We start from the raw sequence: 23,778 nt of genomic DNA, 5'->3' as shown, positions 1-23,778 counted from the left end.
CGATGACCGAGATCGATCCGGACGAGCACACGGTCGACGAACTGACCGACGAACTCGAGACGATCGACGACGAGACCGAACTCCAGGCGGTCCTCGAGGCCGAGCAGACCGGCCAGAACCGCCAGACGGCCCAGGAGGCGATTCAGCGCCGGCTCGAGGCGATCGGCGCGACGGACGCGGAAGCAGAATCCGACGGCGATGCGGAGACGATCGGATCGGGGACGGAAGACGGCGAGGGCGAAGACGCGGCCGAGGGCGACGACGACACGGACGAAGACGCGGCCGAGGGCGACGACACGGACGAAGGCGAGGAAGACGATGGCCTCTCTCATCCCACGCGAGACAAAAAGCACGTTCGGGCGCTCGAGGACGGCGAGTACGAAGATATGTGGGTCTTCTGTGAGACCCAGCAGGGTGAGCTACTCGACGTCTCGAAGGAGATGCTCGGAAAGGCCCGCGAGTTGATGGACGACTACGCCGAGGAGTACGGTGACGAGCGGGTCGTCGCGGTCGTCGTGGGCGACGACGTCGAGGGTCTCGCGGAGGAGTGTATCGCCTACGGCGCTGACGTAGCCGTCTACCACGAGGACGACCGCCTCGAGCGGTTCCTCCACAAGCCCTACACCGAAATCGCGGCGCACATGGCTCGCGGCCAGGGAACGATCGAGAGTACTGACTGGCGCGAGTACGACGAGCCCCGGTACGCGCTGTTCCCGGCGACGAACAACGGTCGTGACCTCTCGGCGCTCGTCCAGGCCGAACTCGACTCCGGGCTCGCCTCGGACTGTTCGGACCTGTTCATCCAACCAGAGGAGGTCACCAACCCCGCGAAGACCGGCGAACCCGGCGAGCGGGTCACCTTCGAGCGCGTGTTGCACATGAAGCGACCGGATTTTTCGGGCTTCGAGTACTCGACGATCCTCTGTCTGGACAACCCAGACCGGGACTTCCACCCGCAGGGGGCGTCGGTGATTCCGGGCACCTTCGACGTTCCAGAGCCCGATCCCGGCCGCGAAGGGCTCGTGATCGAACACGACATGGACCTCGAGGACGACTGGTTCCGCGTCGAGGTCACCGAACACGATACGCTCGAGGCCGGCGTCGATCTGACCGGTCACGAGGTGGTCGTCTGTCTCGGCCGGGGCATCGCGGACGACCCGACGCGGGGCATGGAACTCGGCCTCGAGCTGGTCGACGCGTTCGAGGACGCCGATCTCGGCATCACGCGCGGCATCGTCACGTCCTCCTACGAGTTCGAGGGCCACGTCGAGGAGTACTCGAAAGAGGAACGTCAGATCGGCGAGACGGGCCAGGTCGTCGCGCCGGACCTCTACATCGCTGCGGGAGTCTCGGGGGCCGTCCAGCACAAAGTCGGCATGGACGAGTCCGACACGATCGTCGCGATCAACACCGACCCGAGCGCCCGTATCCACGACTTCAGCGACTACTTCCTCGAGGGTGACCTCTTCGAGGTCCTCCCACAGCTGACGGAGGCGGTCCGGGCGGGAGACCTCGCTCCCGAGGCCATCGCTGACGGGAGCGGAGGTGGTGACGAATGAGCGCCGACGTCGCCGGTGGCTCGAGCGACGACCGAGAGCACTTCGAGGCCGTCGTCGTCGGCTGCGGCCCCGGCGGTGCGGCCGCCGCCGCCCGGCTGGCCGACCATGGCATCGAGACGCTCGTCTTAGAACGTGGCACCGAGGCGGGCTCGAAGAACGTCTCGGGCGGGCTCGTCTACGCCGAGGAGTCGGCGCCGTACACTCTCGACGACCTCTTCTCTGGCTTCCGTGAGGAAGCTGCCGAGCGACCCGTCACCGACTACCGGATCCACAACGTCGCCGGCGACAGCGTCAAAACCTACGACCTCACCGACCTCCACGAGCACGACACCGAGTGGTGTGACGCCGTTCTCAGACGGCGGATGGACTCCTGGCTCGAGGCCCAGGTCCACGAGAAGGCCAGCGAGACGGGCGGCGGCGTGCTCACGGACGTCCGGGTGAACGGGCTGCTCAGAGAAGGCGGCGAGATTATCGGCGTGACCTGCGACGAGCTCGATCCCATCGAGGCGGATCTGATCGTCGCCGCCGACGGCGTCAACTCCGAACTCGCCCGCGACGCGGGGCTGATGGACTGGGAGGTGCCCGAAGAGTGGTTCCAGGGCGTCAAGGCCGTCGTCGACATGGAGCCGGACGTGATCGACGACCGGTTCGACCTCGAGCCCGACGAGGGCGTCGCTCACCTGTTCTCGGGCGATCTCTTCGAGGGCGTCCGCGGTGGCGGGTTCCTCTACACCAACGAGAACTCGCTGTCGATTGGGACCGTCTTCCACCTGGATAGCCTGGTCGAAGAGCGCGCCGAGCCACACCAGTTGCTCGACGCGTTGCTCACCCACCCGATGATGGCGACCTGGATCGGTGACGACTACGACGAACGCGAGTACGCCGCGAAACTCGTCCCCGACTCGAAGAAAGTCGCCCATCCAGAACCCTATCAGGACCGACTCGTCCTCGTCGGCGACGCCGCCGGCCAGATGCAGGCCCAGGGGCCGATCATCAAAGGGATGAACCACGCCGTCACCGCGGGCGCGCTCGCAGCCGACGCCTTCGCCGTCACGCGGGGCAATGCCGACCCAGAAGCCGCGGGACGACGGTATGCCAGAATGCTCGAGGAGTCAGGCACGATGGACAAACTCCGACCCCGACGGTACGAACTCTCGCGCACCGTCGGCGAGCGCGACGCCGTAACCAACGCCGTCGAACGCGTACTCGACTCACCCGTGGGCCGGCTCGCGCTCGGGAATCCTCTCTCGAACCGCGTGCTCGAGCGTGCGTACAACTCACCGTTTCTGGTGTCGATGCTGCCAGATACGCGGACGGGCTACGTCACCGTCCCGACGATCATCGGCGAGACGCAGGGACGGACCATCTACTGGGACAACGAGGTCGAACCGCCGACGCTCGAAGAACGCATCGGCGATCTCACCTACGATACGGACGTCGGGAATCCGCACATCGACCTCGAGGACGAATCCTCCGAAGCCAGCGGGGCGGCGGTTTATGCCTGCCCGGTCAGCGCGGAGGACTTCGGCGGCGGCTGTTACCGCTCCGAGGAGGTCAAACGCAATGGCACGGCAGAGACCGTTGTGAGCCTCGACACCCAGCCCTGCGTCGAGTGTGGCACCTGCGCTGTCGTCGCCGACACGACGTGGGAACACCCCCGCGGCGGCAAGGGCGTCGAGTACCGCGAGGGCTAGCGTGAGCCGGTACGGGCCACGAATCGCCGCGCTCGAGCGCCAGGCCGAACGCGATCGGGCGGCCTTCGAGCGTGAGGACGTCGCGTCGCTCTGTGACGACCCCGATCGGTACCTCTGCGAGGGGGCTGGCCAGGCCATCTGGTGGTACATCGAGGGCCGAACGGGTGGCCGACGCGTTCGATTCTCCGAGGCGGAGTTCGAGGCCATAGAGCACGCGATGAACGCCTGGCTCGAGTGTTACGCCCGCTGTCACGGCGTCTTCCTCGAGGCCGACTTTACCGTGCGCGAGGCAGCCGAGTTGTTACTCGAGACGCGAAACGTCATCGACGTCGCACAGCTGTTGACCGGCGTGCCAGCGCGGAACGAGGAGTAGACGCCCGCCCAGTGGACCGCTTGCTCGAGTGTTGGTAGGCTCGCTGGGTGGAGTCAGTAGATCAGTTCGTCGTCGTTTTCGACCATGTACAGCGTCCGCGCGGCGATGTTGACCGCGTGATCGCCGACGCGCTCGAGATCCCGAATCGTCAACAGAAGCCTCGAGACGTCCTGTAAGAGCAGTTCGACTTCGTCGGGTGACTCGAGTTCGCGCTCGATCAGGTCCCGGACGACGATTTCGCTTGCGCGCTCGGCGAAGTGGTCGAGGTCGTCGTCGCGGACCGCGAGTTCGCGACAGGCCTCGACGTCTTCGGTATCGTAGGCGGTCATCGCGTCGTCGATCATCCCGAGAGTCAACTCACCCATCTCCTGGACGTCGACGTCGGGGAAGAGGTCTTCTTTGGCTTCCAGGGTGTACTCACCTAAGTTGACCGCGAGGTCGCCGATCCGCTCTAGGTCGGTGATGATCTTGAACGAAGAGGCGATAAAGCGCAGGTCGCTGGCAACCGGTTGCTGGAGCGCCAGAAGGTTGATACACTCCTGCTCGAGATCGAGATACATCCGGTTGACCTCGCCGTCGCCGGTGATCACCTCGTGAGCTAGGTCTTCGTCTTTCTGCTCGAGTGCGTCGAGTCCCATGCGAAGTCGCTCCATAACGACCTCACTCATGTAGAGAATGTCCTCGCGAAGAACCGCAAGTTGTTCCTGATAGGATTTTCGAGCCATACTGCAGCCACCCGTTCGTGTCCCAATATAACTTGTGCTCGGTACAGAACTGGTTGGCTGTCCCCTGTTGTATAACAGCGCTGAGAACTCGAGGCGAGACTGTTAGCCGAAGTTCTCGATCAACGCGTCGTCGGGATCGCCACCAGCGTCTTCGATCGTCTCGGTGACGCCCGTCACGAAGTCGGCGAAGCCGAACGCGTACACCTGACCGTCGTCGACGTGGCTCGCGATGGCGTCGGCCAGTTCGTCGTTGGCGTCGGCTGCAAGCACGTAGACGGCGACGCCGGACGCTTCGAGTGCCTCGAGGCGATCTTCGTGTGCGGGGTCGTCGTCCTGATAGATCACGACGGCGTCGTGACCTGCCTCCTGGGCGGCTTCGGCGATCGAGACCGCAGGACCGACGCCGGGGCCGCCAGCGATCGCGACCACCTCACCGTCGCCTTCGTAGGTGATCGTGCCGAAGGGGCCTTCCATGTGGACGGTTTCGCCGCCCTCGAGGTCGGCGAGCCACGGCGAGAGGTCGCCATCGGGATCGATGCCGACGGTGAGTTCGAACGTCTCGGCGACCGTAGGCGACGAGAGCGTGTAATGACGGGCGACTTCCTCCCCCTCGGGGGCGGCACGGAGCAGGACGAACTGGCCGGGTAGTGCATCGAAATCGTTGGGTGTCTCGAGCTCGAGTGCAACGGTGTCCGACCCGACTTCGCGTACGTCGTCGACAGTCACGGGAGTTCCTTCCATATCGGTGGGTTGGGTCGCTGGCCGAAAAGTGATTTCGTTCGCGCGGTTCGACCCCAGCGGTAGTTGTATGAGACCTCGAGTCATGGTGGGTCGTTATCGTATCCGTAATAGTGTGAGTCATCGTGCGCCTGAAGTTGCTCGCCGAGCCGAGATAGCTATCGGAGCCACTGCACGTCAGTGCGCATCTGCTCGCCAGACTGATCGGCGATCAGTGTACAACTCGTTGCAGTTGTTACTATGGGCGACGAACCGCTGACAGCGGACACCCGATGATCGAGCTACCTCTCCCTGGATCTGGCCTGGTTGTTTACCTCTAAGCGTGTTAACAATTCGCTCGAGTGGGTCGGTCGGTAAGGGTTTCAGAAGCCTTTTCATTTGTGGGGAGCAAGGTTCGGCCTAACATGGCTGAGGACCTCAACTGGGCGATCGGAGGCGAGGCCGGAGACGGGATCGACTCCACCGGGAAAATCTTCGCTCAGGCACTATCCAGAGCCGGACGGCACGTATACACGTCGAAAGACTTCGCATCGCGAATCCGTGGGGGGTACACCGCGTACAAGATTCGCACGTCCGTCGACGACATCCAGAGCGTCGTCGACAGACTCGACGTTCTCGTCGCGCTGACCCAGCGGACGATCGACGAGAACTTGGACGAGCTCCACGAGGGTAGCGCCATCATCTACGACGGCGAACGCTCCTGGGAAGCCGAAATCCCCGACGAGATGACCGCGGTCGACGTCCCGCTGAAGTCGCTGGCCGAAGACGCCGGTGGCGCCATCATGCGCAACGTCGTCGCGCTCGGTGCGGCCTGTGCTATCGCGAACTTCGACGTCGAGTACTTAGACGAAGCCCTCGAGAAGCGCTTTGGCGGCAAAGGCTCGAAGATCGTCGAGAACAACAAGAAGGCAGCCCGACTCGGTGAGGAGTACGTCGAGGAGAACTACGACTTAGATCACCTCGGGTACGACCTCGAGACGACGGACAACGACTACGTCCTGCTCAACGGGAACGAGGCGATCGGGATGGGTGCGCTGGCTGCTGGCTGTCGCTTCTACGCTGGCTATCCGATCACGCCCGCGACGACGATCATGGAGTACCTGACGGGCCGTATCGAAGAGTACGGCGGCCACGTCGTCCAGGCCGAGGACGAACTGTCGGCGATCAACATGGCCCTCGGTGGCGCTCGAGCCGGCGCGCGATCGATGACGGCAACGTCGGGTGCCGGGATCGACCTGATGACCGAGACGTTCGGCCTCGTTGCCACCAGCGAGACGCCGATGGTCATCTGTGACGTCCAGCGATCCGGCCCGTCGACGGGAATGCCGACGAAGCAAGAACAGGGCGACCTCAACATGGCGCTTTACGGTGGCCACGGCGAGGTCCCGCGATTCGTCGTTGCTCCCACCTCGATCACCGAGTGTTTCTGGAAGACCATCGAGGCGTTCAACTTAGCCGAGAAGTACCAGACGCCGGTGTTCCTGGTCTCCGACCTCGCGATGTCGGTGACCGAACAGACGTTCCCGCCGGAGGCGTTCGACATGGACGCAGTCGAGATCGACCGCGGAAAACTCGTCGACGACGACACCATCGACGAGTGGCTCGACGAGCAGGGGCGGTTCCGCGCCCACGCTGTCACCGACGACGGCGTCAGCCCGCGTGCGATCCCCGGGACGACCGACGGCGCACACATGTCTACCGGCCTCGAGCACGACGAACTCGGCCGGCGAACCGAAGCCCAGGACGAGCGCGTCCGGCAGGTCGACAAACGCTACCGTAAGGTCGAGACCGCCCAGGAGCGCGAAGACTGGGAGTACCGCGAGTTCGGTAACCCCGACGCTGACGACCTCGTCATCTCGTGGGGATCGAACGAAGGTGCTCTCGTCGAGGCGCTCGGCTACCTCGAGGAAGAGGGTACTGACATTCGCGTCATCTCGGTGCCGTACATCTTCCCACGGCCGGACCTGACCGACGAGGTCGAGGCGGCCGACGACGTGATCGTCGTCGAGTGTAACGCGACGGGTCAGTTCGCCGACCTCATCGAGCACGACACGCTTACCCGTGTCAAGCGCATTAACAAATACACGGGCGTCCGCTTCAAGGCGGACGAACTGGCCGAAGAGATCACCGACCAACTCGCAGCAGAGGTACCAGCCAAATGAGCTCCGACGTTCGATTCACCGACTTCAAATCCGACAAGCAGCCGACGTGGTGTCCCGGATGCGGCGACTTCGGGACGATGAACGGCATGATGAAAGCACTCGCCGAGACCGGCAACGACCCCGATAACACGTTCGTTGTCGCCGGAATCGGTTGTTCCGGCAAGATCGGGACCTACATGCATAGCTACGCCCTCCACGGGGTCCACGGCCGTGCACTCCCCGTCGGCACCGGCGTCAAGATGGCCCGTCCCGATATCGAGGTCATGGTCGCCGGTGGCGACGGTGACGGCTACTCGATCGGTGCCGGTCACTTCGTCCACGCCGTTCGCCGAAACGTCGACATGTCCTACATCGTCATGGACAACCGCATCTACGGGCTGACGAAAGGTCAGGCTTCGCCGACCTCGCGGTCCGACTTCGAGACCTCGACGACGCCCGAAGGACCGAAACAGCCGCCGGTCAACCCGCTTGCGCTTGCACTCGCCTCCGGTGCCTCCTTTATCGCCCAGTCCTTTGCCTCCGACGCGCTGCGCCACCAGGAGATCGTCCAGCAGGCCATCGAACACGACGGCTTCGGCTTCGTCAACGTCTTCAGCCCCTGTGTCACGTTCAACGACGTCGACACCTACGACTACTTCCGCGACAACCTCGTCGACCTCGAGGAAGCGGGCCACGATCCATCGGATTACGAGGCCGCAAAGGAAGTCATCCTCGACAGCGACAAGGAGTATCAGGGCGTGATGTACCAGGACGAAAACTCCGTGCCGTACCACGAACAACACGGCGTCACCGAGGACATGTCCGAGATCCCCGACGGCGCTCCCGAGGACGCGATGGACCTCGTCCGCGAGTTCTACTGAGCACCGCGCTCGGCTTTCACTGCGGCAGTTCTGTTCTCACCGTCGACGGTTCGAGTCCACTACTGACGGGCACCGAGACCATCGCCACGTTACTCGAGCGGTTTTGAACGACTGCAATGTTCAGCACGACACCGAAAGGGTGTGGCGTCCCACCACATGGTAGACGCGCGACGTCGCCGGTGACGTCGTTGCACAACCCAGAGACGAACTATGACGACACCGACAGACGACGCCGTCGACCGACTCAGGATCTCCATGGTGGTCTCCGAAATCGAGTCGGCCCACGAGGTACTGGCCTGCCTGAAAGATGTCGACGCGACGGTTCACTCGGAGACGGTCATGGTGAACAACCCTACTCGATCGCCGGTCCAGCTTACTGTCGACGATCTGACGGCAAAACAGTGGCAGGCACTCGAGTTGGCCTACCAGCGTGGCTACTACGAGACGCCACGGGAGACGGACCTTTCGACGCTCGCAGCGGAACTCGATATCTCGAAGTCGGCGGTCTCCCAGCGGCTTCGGGGTGCCGAGGCCACGCTCATCGAGTCGGTCATGCATGCGAACCAGCAGTGGGTCGACGAGCCTTGAGACGGTGGCTCTGGGAGTTCTGCGTGCTCGGTTGGACTCCCTTCGAGTCGCTTCTGTGCTGTCAGCTGTCGATCGGCGTGTGGCCGGCGTTCGCCGCCGGTTCCGATCGCAAGTCGACGTCTCCGACCCACCTGAGTAGCCGCTCGAAAAGTTCCGCGACCCCGTCCGTCTCGAGCAGCGCATCCGAACTGCTGCGCTCGATGGTTATCGTTGTTGTCGTCGATCGCTCGTCCTCCCTTCGAGAGATACACAGCTCGGAGATGCCGCCAACGTCGTGGAACTCGAGCGCCCACTCGAAGAGCCAGGCTTCGTGCTCGGGCCGGTGGTCAACGAGTCCGTGGTCGAGTTCGTACTTGAGTTCGTAGCGCCAGCGAGGCTCGTCGGTTTCGGGTCGGTTCGAACGGCGTTCGATCCGAGACCGGTCACCGCCGCCTGAAGAGGACCCGTGGGTCATAGGCGTACCGACGGTGAAGGCGTCGATGGGTCTTTAGCTCAATACTACACGGGTTTAAGTTGTCGAGGTTTCCGAGTCGGTCGGTTCACTACCGATCGACGAACGAGTCGATCAACGTCAACTCGACTGCAGTGAGTCGCTGGGAGACGGCTGAGCGTGAGATTCCGAGCGCTTCGGCGAGGTCCGACAGTGTCGCTTCGCGCGGTCGGTCGTAGTAGCCCAACTCCACCGCAAGTTCGACGGCTTCGCGTTGTTTTTCCGTTACGTCCGTCGCGTCGACCTCGATCGTTACGTCGTCGTGTTCACCATGACGTGAGAGTCGATTCAGACGAACCGTGGCACCGGTTCTTTGTAGCTCACTGACGATTTGACTGAGCTGTGACCGATCCGGGACGATAAGTCTGATCACGAGCGCACCGTCGCTGACGGTCTCGATGTCGAAGGCGCAATCGAACTGACCGATCGTTCGACAGACACAGGCCGGCGTCCGGTCGCCGCTGACGTAGGTCTGCCGGAAGACTCCGTCTTCGACAACGGTGACTTCGCTGTGACAGGTCTCGCCCGAGCAGCTCCGAGTGACCGAAACGGCATTGAGCGATTCGCCAATGACCACGCACGCCGTGTCCGGTGGCGGTTCGACCTCGAGCGTCGCCCGCAGCGGTGTCGTCTCCGTCTCGTCGGTCACCGCGTCCGCTGAGTCGACGGCCATGTGAGGAACTTGGGGATTCCGTCGGCGTATAACGGGTGCCTCATTCCTACACAGCGAGAGAACTAGAACATGTTCACGCCGTCTTTCACGTCGCGGGAATGGTGTCGATAGTCTTTCGCAGACTCTAGTAAACCATCCGACGACGGAACGCGGCTTCCAGTGATACGATGCGCACGGAAACGCAACTACGGGAGCGACTCAGTACCGTCACGGACCCCGAACTCGAGGGTGACCTCGTCTCGCTGGGGCTGATCACGGACGTCCGGGTCGACGACGACGTCGCGATCGTCTCGCTCGCGTTCAACGCCCCGCTCTCGCCGACGGAGTGGCAGATGTGTGATGAGGTGCGTGCGCTCTGTCGAGGAATGGGCCTCGAGCCCAGACTCTACGCCGACGTCGACGCTGGCCGGAGCGTCTTTCCGGGGATCAAGAACGTGGTCTCGATCGGGGCGCTCGAGGCTGCTGCTGGCTCGGTCGTCGTCACGGCGAATCTGGCCAGGGCGCTCTCGGTGGTCGGTGCACGGGTTGGCGTACTCGACCTCGCCACCGGCGTCGAACGCACGACGAAGACGTGGCTCGATGCCGTCGACCCGCCGACGCTCTCGAGTGACCCGATCACGCCGACCGAGTTCCGCGGGGTCCAGACGGTGGCCCTCGGCGACCGACTCCCCGGTCGGGAGACGGCTCCGATGGCCGACGCTGTCTTCGAACTCGCGCTCCCCCAGTTGCTCGATGGCCTCGAGTGGGGCTCGCTCGATTACCTGCTCGTGGCACTGCCGGTGGCGGCCGAGTCGATGACGCGAATCGTACTCGATGCGGTGCCATCCGACGGTACCGTCGCCGTCGCTCCGTCCGACGCCGATCCGTCGGCTGTCAGATCGGGGGTTCAACAGCTCGCTGAAATCGGCGCGACAGTGCTGGGCGTCCTCCGAACCGTCGAAACCCAGACCGAAGCGGACGAGTCGGTCTCGGACTTCCCGGCAGACGGCTCCGACCTCGAGCCACCGATCCTTGGCACGGTACCGCTCGACGTCGCGCCGTTCGCGGCGGCGACCGAGGACGCTCCCCCCGACGGTTCCCGCCCCAGGGTGCCGGCGACCGTCGAAGGACCGTTCGGCCGTCTCGCGGCGGCGATCATCGATCGTGTGGGCGTCGTCAACCGCGAGTCAGCCGCGACGAGCCAGTGTGTCTGATCGGCTGGTGGTTGATTTCCCGTCGAACGTCGGACGTTAATATACATACGTTATATTTGGCTTAACACGTGGATGTTGTTCCCACGGAACAGGAACAGTCACGATTGATCACTTCTTGGCCGTACTATCTCCAGCCGTGGTGATTACATGTCATGGACGATTGCCGTCGGGGTCAAACAGGTACCCGACGACGACGAAGTCGGCATCGACCCCGACACCGGTCGGCTCGACCGTGCGAGCGCGCCGGCGGTGATGAACCCGCCCGACCGGGACGCCCTGGAGGCCGCGTTGACCATCCGGGACCAGGTCGGTGGCGAGGTGATCGCGGTCACGATGGGGCCGCCGAACGCCAAAACCGTGCTCGAGCAAGCGGTCGCGATGGGCTGTGACGACGCCGTCTTGGTCACCGACCGCGCGTTCGCCGGCAGCGACACCTGGCCGACGAGTCTGACGCTCGCGCGGACGGCCGAGGCGCTCGAGGCTGACGTGGTTGTCTGTGGCGAAGAGACGACCGACTCCTCGACGGGGCAGGTTCCGCCGGGGATCGCAGCCCACAACGGCTGGGCGCAACTCACCTACGTCGAAGGCGTCGACGCTCGGCCCGAGGAGGACAGACTCGCCGCCAGACGCGACGTCGAGGGCGGTCACGAACTCGTCGCGGCCGACCTGCCGGTCGTGGTCGCGGTGGCCTACGGCGAGTTCGATACGCGGCCTGCCGGCTTACACCGAAAGATCTACGCGGAGAACGACTTCGAGCCGACCCAGTGGACGGCCGAGGACCTCGAGATCAAAGAGGAGGTCGGACTCGACGTCTCGCCGACGTCCGTCGGCGGGATGGAGACGGTCGATCCGGTCGACCGCAGAGGCGAGGTGGTCGACGACATCGACGATCTCGCCGAGGTACTGACGGAGGTGAACGCATGAGCGACGATAACGGGTCCGGGATCGACGTCGACGAGTACGACGACGTCTGGGTATTCATCGAAGAACACGCAGGCGAGGTGATGCCCGTCTCCTGGGAACTGCTAGAGGAGGGTCGAACACTTGCCGAGAAGCTTGGCGACGAGCTGGTCGCGCTGGTGATCGGCGAGGACGTCGACGAGATCGCCGAGGAGGCGCTGGCTCGCGGGGCAGACCGCGTGCTGGTCGCCGACGATCCGGTCTTCGAACCCTACCGGGCCGACCCGTACGGCGAACAGTTCCGGGCGATGGTCGAAGCGTACAAACCCTCGATCGCCCTGATCGGCGGCACCCACACCGGCCGCGACTTCGCCGGTCGCGTTGCGGTGCCGGCCCACGCCGGACTGACCGCCGACGTAACCGAGATCGACGTCGACGACGACGGCCTCTTGCAGGCCCGTCGTCCGGCGTTCGGCGGCGACGTCCTCGCGACGATCCTCTGTGAGGAACACCGGCCGCAGATGGCGACGATCAGGCCCGGCGTCTTCGAGGCGGCCGAGCCGACCGACGAGGCCGACGGCGAGATCGTCGAGGCCGACGTCGTCGTCGAGGAAGCCGACTGTATCAGCGAGGTACTCGAGCGCGAGGTCGGTGACACTGCAGACATCACCGAGGCCGAGCGAATCGTCGCCGTCGGTCACGGGGTCGAAGGCGACCTCGAGCCGGCCCGCGAACTCGCCGAGGCGCTCGACGCCGAACTCGCAGCGAGCCGTGCAGCGGTCGACGAGGGCTGGATCGATGGCGCACGACAGGTCGGCCAGACGGGCAAGACCGTCCGGCCGGACCTTTACGTCGCCGTCGGGATCAGCGGCGCGATCCAGCACCTCGAGGGGATGAACAAGAGTGGCACTGTCATCGCGATCAACAACGATCCGAACGCACCGATCTTCGAGCACGCCGACTACGGCATCGTGGGCGACCTCTTCGAGGTCTGTCCCGACCTCGCCGACCGGCTCGAGGGCGACCTTCAGGAGGTGGTACAATGACACCGCAACTCGACGGCGACGCTGTCGCCGAGCCGAACTACGACGACGAGTTCGACGCGATCGTCGTCGGTGCGGGACTGGCAGGTAGTGCAGCCGCGCTGACGATGGCCAACCGTGGACTCGAGGTACTGATGATCGAACGCGGCTCCTCACCCGGAGCCAAGAACGTCTTCGGTGGGGTGTGCTATACGCCGACGATCCGTGAACTGACCGACTTCGACGGCGCGCCACTCGAGCGCTACGTCGCCGAACGCCGGTTCGGCATGCTGAGCAAGAGCGACGAGACTGCCGTCTCGATTAGCCCTGGTGAGTGGCACGAAGAGCCACACAACGACTCCTACACCGTCTTGCGCGGGGAGTTCGACGAGTGGTTCGCCGAACAGGCCGTCGAAGAGGGGACGACGCTCGTGACCTCGACGACCGTCACCGGACTCGTCAGGGAGAACGGCCGGATCGTCGGCGTCGAGACCGACCGTCCCGACGGGACGATCCGCGCGCCGTACGTCGTCCTCGCCGAGGGTGGCAACTCGCTGGTCAGCGAGAGTGCGGACCTCAAAGCGACCGAGAACCGCGAGAACGTCGCAGTCGGCGTCAAAGAGGTGCTCGAGTTCCCACAGCGTGATGCGGTCATCGAAGATCGGTTCCGGCTGACCGACGACGCGGGCGTCTCCTATCACTACTTCGGCGAGGGAGCCGTCGGCGACGCCTTCGGCGGCGGGTTCATCTACACGAACGACGACACGATCAGCGTTGGCGTCGCCTACCGGATCGAAGACGCCGTCGCGGCCGACCAATCGCCCGAAGAGACGCTGAACGCGTTCAAGTCTCACCCGGCGGTCGCGCCGCTCGTACGCGACGCTCGGACCGTCGAGTACAGCGCAAAGACAATCCCCGAGGGTGGTGCCGAGAGCATCCCCGACCTCGTCCACGACGGCGCGGCCATCGTCGGCGACGCGGCCGGACTGGTGCTCAACAACGGCGTTCATCTCGAGGGGACGAACATGGCCGTCGAGAGCGGCTACCACGCCGGCAACGCGATCGCACGGGCGGCCGATCAGGGCCGCGTCGGTGCGGATGCACTGCAGGCATACCCCGACGCACTCGAGCGATCGTTCGTCGTCCAGAACTTAGAACGCTACGCCTGGATGATGGACGCCGTCGAAGCCGACCGCGACCTGCTGTTCGAGGACCTCCCGCGGGCGTTCGCCGACGCCGGTACGGAGTACTTCCGGATGGATCGAACGCCGAAGGAGGCCCACGCCGAGAACGCCAAGCGAGCGGTTCTCGACGCCGTCGGTGGCTGGACCGGTGCGGCGAAACTGGCGCTGCGGTACCGAAAGGTGGTGACCTGAGATGAGTGCTCAACCCAAGACCCCACAGGTCGACAACGACTCGATGGAGGATCGCCTCTACACTGTCAAGTACAACGACCCCGGCGACTCACACCTCGACGTGAAGGTGTCTGACATATGTATGCAGTGTGATAGCTACGACTGCGTCCGGGTCTGTCCGGCCAACGTCTGGCGTGAGAGCGAAGAAGGCGTCCCGCACATCGCCTACGAGAACTGCCTCGAGTGCTCGAGCTGTCGGTACGCCTGCTCGCACGACAACGTCGTCTGGACGTACCCCGAGACGGGTGCTGGAGTAACGTTCAAACACGGGTAACGACCTGCACTCGTCGCAGTCGTTCTCAACCGCCGGGAACGGACGACCCGTTTCATGGGTGAGAAAAACAAACACGAATGTGGAGCCAGACCAATGTCCGACCGACTCACCACGACCCCGACCCGAGATCGTATCGCGACAAAAGAGGAAGCCGCCGTCGCGGCCTACGACGCACTCGACGCTGCTGGCTGCGACTCAGTCGTCACATCGATGCCCCACCGAACGCGGGCGACGTGGATCGTCCCCGCGACCTGTGCGGAATCGTCATGGCGGGTCCATATCGACCCGAACAACGGAACCACCCGCATCGTCGAAGCTGAAGGCTGAGCGACGACCGAGTCGGTCGGTGCCGAGTCAGTCGATAACCGGCGTCTGGTCGCCCGACGACCGCGCCAGATCCGTTTTCTCACACAAATCGGTCGATAGCTACGACTCCTCGAGCGGGTGTTCGACGGACGTCATCAGCGTCTCTACGTGTTCGGTTTCCGCCTCGAATGCCTCGGGGTGGGCACCGAGTAAGACGATGAAATCGTCCGCGTGGCCGAACGACGTGACGGTGAAGCTGATCGGCGGGCTTTCGCCATTGGGCCCTGCATGCCCGGTAAACCGGTCGACGTCACGGTCCTCGCCGAGAATCTCGAGCGTGACCGACTCCTCGTGGCTGACGTCCTCTACGTCCTGATCCGACTGGTCGAGTAACTCTTCTAGGAGTTCGTCGGCGGCTAACCCCTCCAGAGGATTGAGCGATCGGCCGGCCACTTCGATTCCGGGGGTCGAGACGGCCACGAAGGTGTGCTCTCCGAGGTCCCCGGAGTCGAAAGGCATCGCGTCGTCCATGGATGCGCCGTCGAGTTCGCCGAGTGCAGCCCCGTCGTCGTCAGTGGTGTCGGCTTCCGTCTCGTCGCTGGGAAGCTCGTCTCCATGCTCGTCGAGGAGTGCTTCGTCGTCGGCTTCGTCTTCCTCGCCTGTCTCTTCGGGTGCTGGTTCGTCGCCCTCGAGGAGTTCCTCAGCCCCTTCGTCATCTGGAGTCGGCGATTTGGTGTACGTCGCATACCAGAACGAGGCGTGGATCTCTCGTTCGACGCCGAACTCGACGGTCTCTTCGAACCGCTCTTCCTCGACGTCCGCGAGTTCGTAGCCGGTTTCTTCGAGTGCGGCCTCGGTGGGGCCGATACGTGCAGCCTCGAACTCCAGGGGGCCGTCGCCGGTGACGAACTCGAAACAGCCGGCCGTGAGCGTGAGTGCGCCCGTGGCGCCTGCAGCGAGAACGGATCGTCGAGAGGATGGCATCACCGGAAACGAGCGATAGGAAGTACATATGCGTTTTGGCCACAGTCTCCCGTGGAGACACGACGGCGCCGACGCAGTCACAGTGGCCGAGCGGACCACCAAGAGTTATCGGGCTCGACGCCCCCGGTACTGACATGACGGAGTTTGCACGTCGCGTCGAGCAGGTGTCGATCAGCGGCATCCGCGAAGTGTTCGAAGCTGCCGGCGAGGACGCGATCAATCTCGGTATCGGCCAACCGGACTTTCCGACACCCGCCCATGCCCGCCGTGGGGCCATCGAGGCGATCGAGAGCGACCTCACCGACGCCTACACCTCGAACAAGGGGACCAGATCGCTCCGTGAAGCGATTTCGGCGACATACGACCGCGAATACGGCCTCGAGGTCGACCCCGAGGACGTTATCGCCACCTCGGGAGGGAGTGAGGCCCTCCACCTGGTGCTCCAGGCCCACGTCGACCCCGGTCAGGAAGTCATCTTCCCCGATCCTGGCTTCGTCTCCTACGACGCGCTAACGAAGATCGCAGACGGGACGCCGAAACCGGTTCCGCTGCGTGACGACCTCACCCTCGACCCCGCGACCGTCGAGGAGGCGATCACCGACGACACCGCCGTCTTCGTCGTCAACAGCCCCGCAAACCCGACGGGAGCCGTCCAGAGCGAAGCCGATATGCGTGAGTTCGCCAGAATCGCCGACGAACACGACGTGCTCTGTCTCTCCGACGAAGTCTACGAACGGATCGTCTTCGAAGGCGACCACCGCTCGCCGCTCGAGTTCGCCGAGACCGACAACGTCGTCGTCGTCAGCGCCTGCTCGAAGACCTACTCGATGACCGGCTGGCGTCTCGGCTGGGTCGTCGGCTCGAATCGACGAATCGAGCGCATGCTCCGGGTCCACCAGTACGGACAGGCGTGTGCCTCCGCGCCGGCTCAGTACGCCGCCGAGGCTGCTCTGACCGGCCCACAGGAACCAGTCGAGGAGATGGTCGCCGCCTTCGAACGACGCCGTGATCTCGTCCTCGACGGCCTCGAGGACGCCGGACTCGAGGTGCCGACACCGGAGGGTGCGTTCTACGTCATGCCGAAGGTCCCCGATGGCTGGTGTGAGGCGGTCCTCGAGCGTGACGTCGTCGTCGTTCCCGGCGACGCGTTCGGTGCCAACGGTGCAGGCTACGCCCGCCTCTCCTATGCGACCGGAACGGAGGACCTGAAGGAGGCGCTCGAGCGGATCGACGCAGCCACTCGAGCCGCACAGTAATCACCGACCCACCGTCGTTTCGGTAACAGCGAACGGTCACGAAATGGCATTTTTCAGCCCGCTCGAGCCCTAAGACGGGAGAATAGTCGATAGAAAGATGTGTCTGGGACGTTCCCCTCTAGTGTGACTTCAGCGGACGAACTGACGCAACTGGTGAGCCACACAGAACGAATCGCGTCGCATATCTCGGAAACGCTCGAGGCGACCACCGAGCAGGCCGAACGGACTGCCGACGCGCAAGCGCGTATCGATGAGGTGGGTGCGACGATGGAGGAGATCGCCGCGACAGCAGAGCGCGTCGCCGAGTCGGCCGACGAGGCGTATACGGTGGCGGAAGACGGCTTCGAGGCTGGTCAACAAGCCGATGCGGTGGTCAAGCAGACCGTCGAAGACGCGAACGACCTCGTCGATGCCGTCCAACGAATCGACGACCGGATGGATCGGATCAGCGAGGCAACCGACCTCATCGCAGCAGTGGCTGACGAGACGAATCTGCTCGCATTGAACGCCAACATTCAGGCGGCTCGCGCTGGCGAACACGGCCGCGGGTTCTCCGTTGTCGCCGACGAGGTCAAAGCCCTCGCAGCGGAGACGAGCACGACTGCAGACGAGATCGCAACGACGATCAGCGAACTGGACTCGAGTACGAACGATGGACTCGACGCCGCAAAGCGAACGCGGAGGTCACTCGAAGACGCCGTCGACGACATCGACTCGATGCGTGAGTCCATCGAAGAAGTCGTTGACGTGGTCGAAACCGGCGCACACGGGGCCGAAGAGATCGCCGATGCGAACGATACGCAGGCACAGGCGATCGACGCCTTCGCCGACCGTGTCGAGGAGATACACGACTTTTCGACGGAGATCGGAGCCGAGATGGACGCCGCCGCGAGGCTCGCCGACCGACAGACGACGATCGTCGATCACGCAAACGAATTCCTGAACAATCTGCCGGGGATGGGCTATCGCGTCGCCAACGACGACGGGTGGCCGGTGCAGTTTGCGACCGATGGCGCAGTCGACCTCACCGGATACGACTCGGACGACCTCGTCGACGGCACGGTCTCGCTTGGCGACGACATCATCCACCAGGATGATTCATCAGCGGTCTGGGACGCAGTCCAAGCAGCACTGACAGATCGACGTGAGTTCGACATCACGTACCGAATCACGACGCGCACTGGACGGGTGCTCGAGGTTCGTGAACGAGGCCGCGGTGTATACGATACCGACGGCACCGTCTCTGCCATCGAAGGCTACATCTGGAACCCCGATCCGTCCGAGACGACTCGACTTTTCGAGGCCTGAGTCGGATCGTTGGCCCGCAGTATCGATACCTGCTCGATTGGTGAAACGATCACCGATGGTGACACACGACAGGCTGCCCGATCCAACGGGAGTTCATATGATAGTAACAACTGGGACGATTCACATACCGATCGGACTCCCGTGGTCGACAGCGTTCGAGCGGGTTGGGAGTCGGGCTGACCGATTAGACGCGGCCGACCGCTGCCTCCATGGTCGCTCGCTTCTCTGCCTCGCTCATCCCGTCGACGAAGCCGACGCGCACGGCGTCGACGCCGTCGATAGCGGCGTACTCGTCGACCCACGTGGCGACTTCCTCGGGCGTCCCCGCGGGTGCAAGGTCGTCGAGCACCTCATCGGAGAGTGCGGCCGCCATCGCGTCGGTGTCCCGGTCGCCCCAGGCCTCACGAACCGCCTCGACGACGTCGGGATAGCCCTGTTCAGCAACTGAATCCCCGTAGTAGGGACCGTACGCGCCGAGCATGAACGCGATCGTCCTCCGAGTCCGCTCGCGGGCACGCTCGCGGTCATGGCTCGCCATCCCGCGGACGATCGGGGCGACCCGAAGGTCGTCGACCGTTTTCCCGCCGAGGTCGGCTCCCCGCTCGAGGTCCTCCAATCGCTTCTCGAGGCCGGATTTTGTAAACAGCTGGGGGGCCCAGCCGTCGCCGAACCGGCCGGCCAACTCCGTGGCTTTCGGGCCGAGCGTGGCCACGTCGATCGGCGGCGGGTTCTCGGACGGCCCGCGTTCGTAGTTCAGCCCGGCGATCTCGAAGATCTCGCCCTCGTAGGCCGGGGTCCCGTCTTCGTAGACCGCACGGATGATCTCGATCGTCTCGCGGGTACGCCGTAGTGGCCGCTCGAACGCCGCGCCGTGCCAGCGTTCGGTGATGGCGGGCGAACTTGGGCCGATCCCGAGCCGGAAGCGGCCGTCGGCGGCCGCCTGTAGGGTGAGCGCCATCTGGGCGAGCATCGCCGGTGAGCGCCCGAACGGAGAGACGACGTCGTTCGAGATGCCGAGCTCTTCGGTACGGTCGGCCGCGAGCGTCAGCGGCGGAACGATGTTCCAGCCCGTCGTCTCGCCCACAGTAAGTCGATCGAAGCCGAGTTCCTCGGCTTCGACGGCGCGCTCGGCGACGTCCTGGGGTCGCTCGTAGTCGTTGAGGCTGATCAACAGGTCACGTTCACCCGTCACGGCTCGACCCTCCCTGACCGCCCGTGGTTCGATCGTCGTGTCATCGTCCCCTATCGCGTCACGAACTATCATAAACTTCGGCGTTTCCGATGGATCCACTCCGCTCGAGTCCGCCGGGGACCATCCCGGCGGCCCACTCACAACTATCACGACGCTCCATCAGGGCTATCCCGACAGTCCACTCAGGACTCGAGCAGGTCGACACACTCCCGCCTGGCCGTCACGAGGTGTTCGTCGGCGTCCGCGTGGCCCGTCTCGTCGACCTCGTCGAGCAGGTCCTGCACCTTCGCGACGCGCCGGGCGACCGTCTCCCGGTCGAGGTCGCTTCGCTCGAGATCGCGGGCGACGGCTTCGGCTTCGCCGAGCCAGCGGCTCGCCTGCCGGTCGACCGGTAGCTCGGCGGTCGCTTCGAGATGGTAGGAAAGCCGTGCGAGTCGGTCCTTGAGGGCGTGGTCATCGATCACGTCTTTCAGTGTCGCCGGTTGCTCGTCGGTCACAGCCGTGGGTATGGGCTCGAGGATGGTATTCGTTTCCAGGTATTGCTCGAACTGACGACAGCCAGCCGGTAGTGTACATCGAGGCCGGTGGGAAACGTTGATACGGCCGCTGGCCAACGTGGGGGTATGACACACGACTGTTCGTTCCTCGAGGCCCTCGCGCTCGCGGACGACCAGCTCTCGTTTGCGATGGGACGACGCGAGCCACGTGCAGCCGATTGGGGGACCCAGGATTCCGACGAGGCGGTCGTCCCCGACGCGGTCGTCTGGCCCGAGTCGACAGACGACGTTTCGGCCGTCCTCGCCGCCGCAACGGACCACGGCGTCCCCGTCACACCCTTCGCGGCGGGAACGGGACTCGAGGGCAACGCCGTCCCCGCCCACGGGGGTATCAGCCTCGACCTGACCCGGATGGACGACGTCATCGAGTATCGTCCCGAGGACTTCCAGATCGACGTCGGCCCTGGGATCATCGGAACCGACGTCGACGAGTACGTCGCCGACGACGGCCTCTTTTTCCCGCCGTTGCCCTCGTCGGGCGACATCTCGACCGTCGGCGGCATGGTCGCCACCGACGCCAGCGGCATGAAGACCGTCAAATACGGCGAGATCGCCGACTGGGTGCTCGGCCTCGAGGCCGTCCTCGCCGACGGCACCGTCATCGAGACGGGCTCGCGGGCGGTCAAGACTTCAAGCGGCTACAACCTGACCGAACTCCTGATCGGCAGCGAAGGAACACTGGGCGTCGTTACTCGCGTTACGCTTCGACTCGCTGGCCGACCCGAGCAGATCCGCGGCGGACGAGCGATCTTCGAGACGCTCGAGGACGCGACGGAAGCCATCTCCGATGCGATCCGGACGGAAGTCGACGTCGCCAGGATCGAACTCGTCGACGAGTTGAGCGCCGGAATGGCGAACGACTATCTCGGCACCGACCTGCCCGACGCGCCGATGGTCTTCCTCGAGTTCCACGCGAACCACGGCGTCGACGAGGAGATCGACCTCTGCCGGACGATCTTCGAGAGCCACGACGTCTCCCGCTTCGAGATGAGTGACGACGATGCCGAGATGGAACGGCTCTGGCAGGCCCGGCGCGAACTGGCCTACGCCGTCCGGAGCTACGATCCCGACCTCGAGCCGCTCCACCCCGGCGACGTGACGGTCCCCATCAGTGCCTACCCCAAAGTCGTTCGAGAGGCCAAACGACTCGGTGAACAGCGGGACCTGCTTGTTCCCTGTTTCGGCCACGCCGGCGACGGCAACGTCCACTACTCCGTGCTGGTCGACCCCGACGACCCGGAGATGGTCGACCGCGGCGAACGACTCTACCGCGACCTCGTCGAGCTCGCACTCGAGTTCGGCGGCACCGCGACCGGCGAACACGGCATCGGACTGGGCAAGCGCAGGTTTCTCGAGCCCGAACACGGTGCCGGCGCGGTCGAGACGATGCGTGCGATCAAGCGCGCGCTCGACCCGACGGATACGCTGAATCCGGGGAAACTGTTTCCCGAGACGCTCGAGGGTGAGCGGATCAAAGAGGAGTAAAGACTCGCTACACCTGCTCGTCTCGCTCGAGGTGTACAGCCCGCTTCGAACGGTAGTGAAGCAGTAGCGGGAGGCCCAACACCGGGAACATGACCGCGCGAAACCACGCCTCAGGGTGTCGCATGCCGATTTCGATTGCGTCGCGACGAACCAGCGTTGCGGCCACCATCTGGAGGACGACCAGCAACAAAAAGCCGTATGCGAGGACCGTCCACATCGGCTTACCAATTCGGAAACCAGTCATATGGCTGTTGTGTTTCTCTCCCGGAAAACAGAGACGACAGCTCGTCTCAGTCGTGAACCAGCACGTCGAGGACGTCGACGCCGTCGTGGGCGAGGGCGTCCTCGAGCGCATCGGCGATTTCGTCGGGCGTCTCGACGAGGCGGGCGCGGGCGCCGTGGCTCTCGGCGTTTTTCACGAGGTCGACCGGCGGGTCGAAGTCCATGCCGACGAACGCGTAGTCGGCTTCCTCCCCGCCCATGAGCTTGAGGGTGTTGTCCTTGAGGATGCGGTAGTTGCGGTTGTCCGAGACGACGACGGTCAGGTCGACCTCGGAGCGGGCTGCGCTGTAGAGTGCGTGTGGGTAATACTGGTAGGAGCCGTCGCCGATGAAGCCGATCACGTCGCGTGGCGTCTCGCGTTGGCCCTCGGCGATGGCGGCACCGACCGCGGCGGGAAGCCCGTAGCCGAGCCCGCCGCCCTTGTTCGAGATGTACTGTTCGGGCGCGAGATCCCAGCGGGTGAGCATCGCGTACTTGGAGGTGACTCCCTCGTCTACGATGTAGGCGTCGCTGGCGACGCGTTCCATCTCGTCGACGAGTTCTGCCTTCGAGGCCCGCGGGTCGTCTCCGCCGTCGTCCTCGCCCATCGCGGCGACCTGTGTTTCCACCATCTCCGAGACCGCGGCGACGTGTTCGAGTCGGCTCTCGAGCGTCTCGGCGTCGACGAGCGTCTGGACGTGTTCGACCAGGTTCCCCATGACCAGACCGGGGTCGCCGAGGACGGCCGCATCGGCGTGTTCGTTCTTGCCGAGTTGCCAGGCATCGTCGCCGAGGTGAATACAGGTCGCATCGGCGTCGACCAGCGGCTCCTCGTGGCGGGTCAACGTAGTGTTGGTCGAACAGCCCGCGAAGACGAGCGTGTCGGCGTCCAGCAGCGTCGACGCGAGGCCTTCGTCCGGCGGGATGTACGAGACCCACTGGTCGTGGTCGGTCGGGAAGTTGACCTCACAGGAGAGGATCTCGCCGTGGACGCGCAATCCGGCTACCTCGGCGAGATCGACGGCCGCCGCGACGGCGTCTTCCCCCGAGCGGGCGATGTGGTCGCCGACGACCAACACGGGATTGTCCGCCTCGGCCAGCAACTCAGCGGCGTGTGCGAGTTGTCCCGGGTCGCCGCTGCCCGCGTTCGGGACGGGCCCAAGTGGTTCGGGCTCGGCGTCGACCGTCTCGAGCATCACGTCGAGGGGGAGCCCGAGGAAGACGGGGCCGGTCGGTGGCGTCATCGCGACGCGGAACGCTCGCCGGAGCATCGTCGGGAGGGCGGACGCATCGAGCACTTCGGCCGACCACTTGCAGAACTCCTCGGCCATCCCGACCAGATCGCCCGACAGAATTGGCTCTTCGTGACGAAAGTCAGTGCTGTGGTTTCCTGCCGTGACGACCAGCGGCGCGCCGACGAGCTTCGCCGCATAGAGGTTGCCCAGCCCGTGGGCGAGCCCCGGCGCGATGTGGAGGTTGGCGACGCCGACCGGCAGCACGTCGTCGTCGTGGTGGGCGTGATAGCGCCGGGTCTGTGCGTAGCCACCGGCCATCCCCACCGCGATGTCCTCGTGCAGTCCGAGCACGTACTCGAGATCGCTCGTTCCGATGGCCTCGACGATCGGCAATTCCGTCGTCCCCGGATTTCCGAAGACGTAGTCGACGCCGTAGGACTCGAGGGCGTCGACGAAGAGGTCCGCGGCTGTGTCTCCGTCTGACATAGTGTCTCGTGAGAGAAGATACCACATCAAACTGTGTGTTTC

At 64.4% G+C, this 23,778-nt stretch carries 24 protein-coding genes; 15 read left to right on the top strand and 9 right to left on the bottom strand.

Going from position 1 to position 23,778, the window contains the following annotated elements; genetic code table 11:
* Positions 1–2: 2 nt before the first annotated feature.
* From AArc1_RS09210 to AArc1_RS09200, 3 genes are read left to right on the top strand one after another with little or no spacing between them, the layout of a single operon-like run.
* Entirely contained in the window at positions 3–1,559 is a 1,557-nt protein-coding gene (locus AArc1_RS09210; RefSeq protein ID WP_117364096.1) for an electron transfer flavoprotein subunit alpha/FixB family protein, read from the top strand.
* Positions 1,556–3,253, top strand: a complete 1,698-nt coding sequence (locus AArc1_RS09205; protein WP_117364095.1) for an FAD-dependent monooxygenase — start codon at positions 1,556–1,558, stop codon at positions 3,251–3,253. The genes AArc1_RS09210 and AArc1_RS09205 overlap by 4 nt, the downstream gene beginning before the upstream one ends.
* A gap of 1 nt (position 3,254) precedes the next feature.
* Complete coding sequence (locus AArc1_RS09200) at positions 3,255–3,626, top strand: hypothetical protein (RefSeq protein WP_117364094.1); 372 nt, start codon at positions 3,255–3,257, stop codon at positions 3,624–3,626.
* 53 nt (positions 3,627–3,679) lie between these two features.
* Here AArc1_RS09200 and phoU read toward each other — a convergent pair whose 3' ends face one another.
* Both phoU and AArc1_RS09190 read right to left on the bottom strand, forming a co-directional pair.
* On the bottom strand, positions 3,680–4,351 hold the full coding sequence (gene phoU / locus AArc1_RS09195) for a phosphate signaling complex protein PhoU (protein WP_117364093.1): 672 nt from the start codon (positions 4,349–4,351) through the stop codon (positions 3,680–3,682).
* 102 nt (positions 4,352–4,453) lie between these two features.
* On the bottom strand, positions 4,454–5,092 hold the full coding sequence (locus tag AArc1_RS09190; protein WP_117364092.1) for an FAD-dependent oxidoreductase: 639 nt from the start codon (positions 5,090–5,092) through the stop codon (positions 4,454–4,456).
* Between the two features lie 401 nt (positions 5,093–5,493).
* Here AArc1_RS09190 and AArc1_RS09185 point away from each other — a divergent pair, with 401 nt between their 5' ends.
* The 3 genes from AArc1_RS09185 to AArc1_RS19620 all read left to right on the top strand — a co-directional run bounded on the left by AArc1_RS09185 (position 5,494) and on the right by AArc1_RS19620 (position 8,699).
* The gene (locus AArc1_RS09185) at positions 5,494–7,251 is read left to right on the top strand and encodes a 2-oxoacid:acceptor oxidoreductase subunit alpha (protein WP_117364091.1); all 1,758 of its coding nucleotides are present in this window, start codon (positions 5,494–5,496) and stop codon (positions 7,249–7,251) included.
* The gene (locus tag AArc1_RS09180) at positions 7,248–8,111 is read left to right on the top strand and encodes a 2-oxoacid:ferredoxin oxidoreductase subunit beta (protein WP_117364090.1); all 864 of its coding nucleotides are present in this window, start codon (positions 7,248–7,250) and stop codon (positions 8,109–8,111) included. Before AArc1_RS09185 ends, AArc1_RS09180 begins: the two co-directional genes overlap by 4 nt.
* 210 nt (positions 8,112–8,321) lie before the next feature.
* Positions 8,322–8,699, top strand: a complete 378-nt coding sequence (locus AArc1_RS19620; protein ID WP_117364089.1) for a helix-turn-helix domain-containing protein — start codon at positions 8,322–8,324, stop codon at positions 8,697–8,699.
* A 61-nt stretch (positions 8,700–8,760) separates the two neighbouring features.
* Here AArc1_RS19620 and AArc1_RS09170 read toward each other — a convergent pair whose 3' ends face one another.
* Positions 8,761–9,153 (bottom strand): hypothetical protein, encoded by a 393-nt coding sequence (locus AArc1_RS09170; protein WP_117364088.1) that lies wholly within the window; start codon positions 9,151–9,153, stop codon positions 8,761–8,763.
* A gap of 88 nt (positions 9,154–9,241) precedes the next feature.
* Positions 9,242–9,862 (bottom strand): helix-turn-helix domain-containing protein, encoded by a 621-nt coding sequence (locus AArc1_RS09165; RefSeq protein ID WP_117364087.1) that lies wholly within the window; start codon positions 9,860–9,862, stop codon positions 9,242–9,244.
* 167 nt (positions 9,863–10,029) lie between these two features.
* On the opposite strand from AArc1_RS09165, the gene AArc1_RS09160 reads away from it, so the two are divergent.
* From AArc1_RS09160 to AArc1_RS09135, 6 genes are all read left to right on the top strand, one after another.
* Positions 10,030–11,055 carry a P-loop NTPase gene (locus tag AArc1_RS09160; protein ID WP_117364086.1) on the top strand — a complete coding sequence of 342 codons (1,026 nt, stop codon included), beginning with the start codon at positions 10,030–10,032 and terminating at the stop codon, positions 11,053–11,055.
* Positions 11,056–11,202: 147 nt separating this feature from the next.
* Positions 11,203–11,979, top strand: a complete 777-nt coding sequence (locus AArc1_RS09155) for an electron transfer flavoprotein subunit beta/FixA family protein (RefSeq protein WP_117364085.1) — start codon at positions 11,203–11,205, stop codon at positions 11,977–11,979.
* Positions 11,976–13,001 carry an electron transfer flavoprotein subunit alpha/FixB family protein gene (locus AArc1_RS09150; protein WP_117364084.1) on the top strand — a complete coding sequence of 342 codons (1,026 nt, stop codon included), beginning with the start codon at positions 11,976–11,978 and terminating at the stop codon, positions 12,999–13,001. The genes AArc1_RS09155 and AArc1_RS09150 overlap by 4 nt, the downstream gene beginning before the upstream one ends.
* A complete protein-coding gene (locus AArc1_RS09145) occupies positions 12,998–14,353 on the top strand; it encodes an FAD-dependent oxidoreductase (RefSeq protein ID WP_117364083.1) in 1,356 nt (451 codons plus the stop codon). The genes AArc1_RS09150 and AArc1_RS09145 overlap by 4 nt, the downstream gene beginning before the upstream one ends.
* A gap of 1 nt (position 14,354) precedes the next feature.
* Entirely contained in the window at positions 14,355–14,666 is a 312-nt protein-coding gene (locus AArc1_RS09140; protein WP_117364082.1) for a ferredoxin family protein, read from the top strand.
* A 93-nt stretch (positions 14,667–14,759) separates the two neighbouring features.
* Positions 14,760–14,993: a hypothetical protein gene (locus tag AArc1_RS09135; protein WP_117364081.1), complete on the top strand. Its 234-nt coding sequence runs from the start codon at positions 14,760–14,762 to the stop codon at positions 14,991–14,993.
* Between the two features lie 99 nt (positions 14,994–15,092).
* Here the strand turns inward: AArc1_RS09135 and AArc1_RS09130 are convergent, their stop codons facing one another.
* Positions 15,093–15,956, bottom strand: coding sequence for a DUF6517 family protein (locus tag AArc1_RS09130; protein ID WP_117364080.1), 864 nt, complete (start codon positions 15,954–15,956; stop codon positions 15,093–15,095).
* Between the two features lie 134 nt (positions 15,957–16,090).
* Here AArc1_RS09130 and AArc1_RS09125 point away from each other — a divergent pair, with 134 nt between their 5' ends.
* Both AArc1_RS09125 and AArc1_RS09120 read left to right on the top strand, forming a co-directional pair.
* Complete coding sequence (locus AArc1_RS09125; protein WP_117364079.1) at positions 16,091–17,212, top strand: pyridoxal phosphate-dependent aminotransferase; 1,122 nt, start codon at positions 16,091–16,093, stop codon at positions 17,210–17,212.
* A gap of 123 nt (positions 17,213–17,335) precedes the next feature.
* Positions 17,336–18,520, top strand: a complete 1,185-nt coding sequence (locus tag AArc1_RS09120) for a methyl-accepting chemotaxis protein (RefSeq protein WP_117364078.1) — start codon at positions 17,336–17,338, stop codon at positions 18,518–18,520.
* Between the two features lie 184 nt (positions 18,521–18,704).
* On the opposite strand, the gene AArc1_RS09115 is transcribed toward AArc1_RS09120, so the two are convergent.
* Positions 18,705–19,712: a TIGR04024 family LLM class F420-dependent oxidoreductase gene (locus AArc1_RS09115; protein WP_228442418.1), complete on the bottom strand. Its 1,008-nt coding sequence runs from the start codon at positions 19,710–19,712 to the stop codon at positions 18,705–18,707.
* A gap of 182 nt (positions 19,713–19,894) precedes the next feature.
* Positions 19,895–20,209, bottom strand: coding sequence for a hypothetical protein (locus AArc1_RS09110; protein ID WP_394341216.1), 315 nt, complete (start codon positions 20,207–20,209; stop codon positions 19,895–19,897).
* Positions 20,210–20,335: 126 nt separating this feature from the next.
* On the opposite strand from AArc1_RS09110, the gene AArc1_RS09105 reads away from it, so the two are divergent.
* The gene (locus AArc1_RS09105) at positions 20,336–21,754 is read left to right on the top strand and encodes an FAD-binding oxidoreductase (RefSeq protein ID WP_117364076.1); all 1,419 of its coding nucleotides are present in this window, start codon (positions 20,336–20,338) and stop codon (positions 21,752–21,754) included.
* 7 nt (positions 21,755–21,761) lie between these two features.
* On the opposite strand, the gene AArc1_RS09100 is transcribed toward AArc1_RS09105, so the two are convergent.
* Together AArc1_RS09100 and AArc1_RS09095 are read right to left on the bottom strand one after the other, a co-directional pair.
* On the bottom strand, positions 21,762–21,971 hold the full coding sequence (locus AArc1_RS09100) for a hypothetical protein (RefSeq protein ID WP_133412340.1): 210 nt from the start codon (positions 21,969–21,971) through the stop codon (positions 21,762–21,764).
* 73 nt (positions 21,972–22,044) lie between these two features.
* Positions 22,045–23,736: a thiamine pyrophosphate-binding protein gene (locus tag AArc1_RS09095; RefSeq protein ID WP_117364074.1), complete on the bottom strand. Its 1,692-nt coding sequence runs from the start codon at positions 23,734–23,736 to the stop codon at positions 22,045–22,047.
* Positions 23,737–23,778: the final 42 nt, after the last annotated feature.

Source organism: Natrarchaeobaculum sulfurireducens, assembly GCF_003430825.1.
In the GTDB taxonomy this organism is placed as follows: domain Archaea; phylum Halobacteriota; class Halobacteria; order Halobacteriales; family Natrialbaceae; genus Natrarchaeobaculum; species Natrarchaeobaculum sulfurireducens.
Note: the sequence above shows the minus strand (reverse complement) of the source record. Positions and strands in the feature narration are given on the sequence as shown.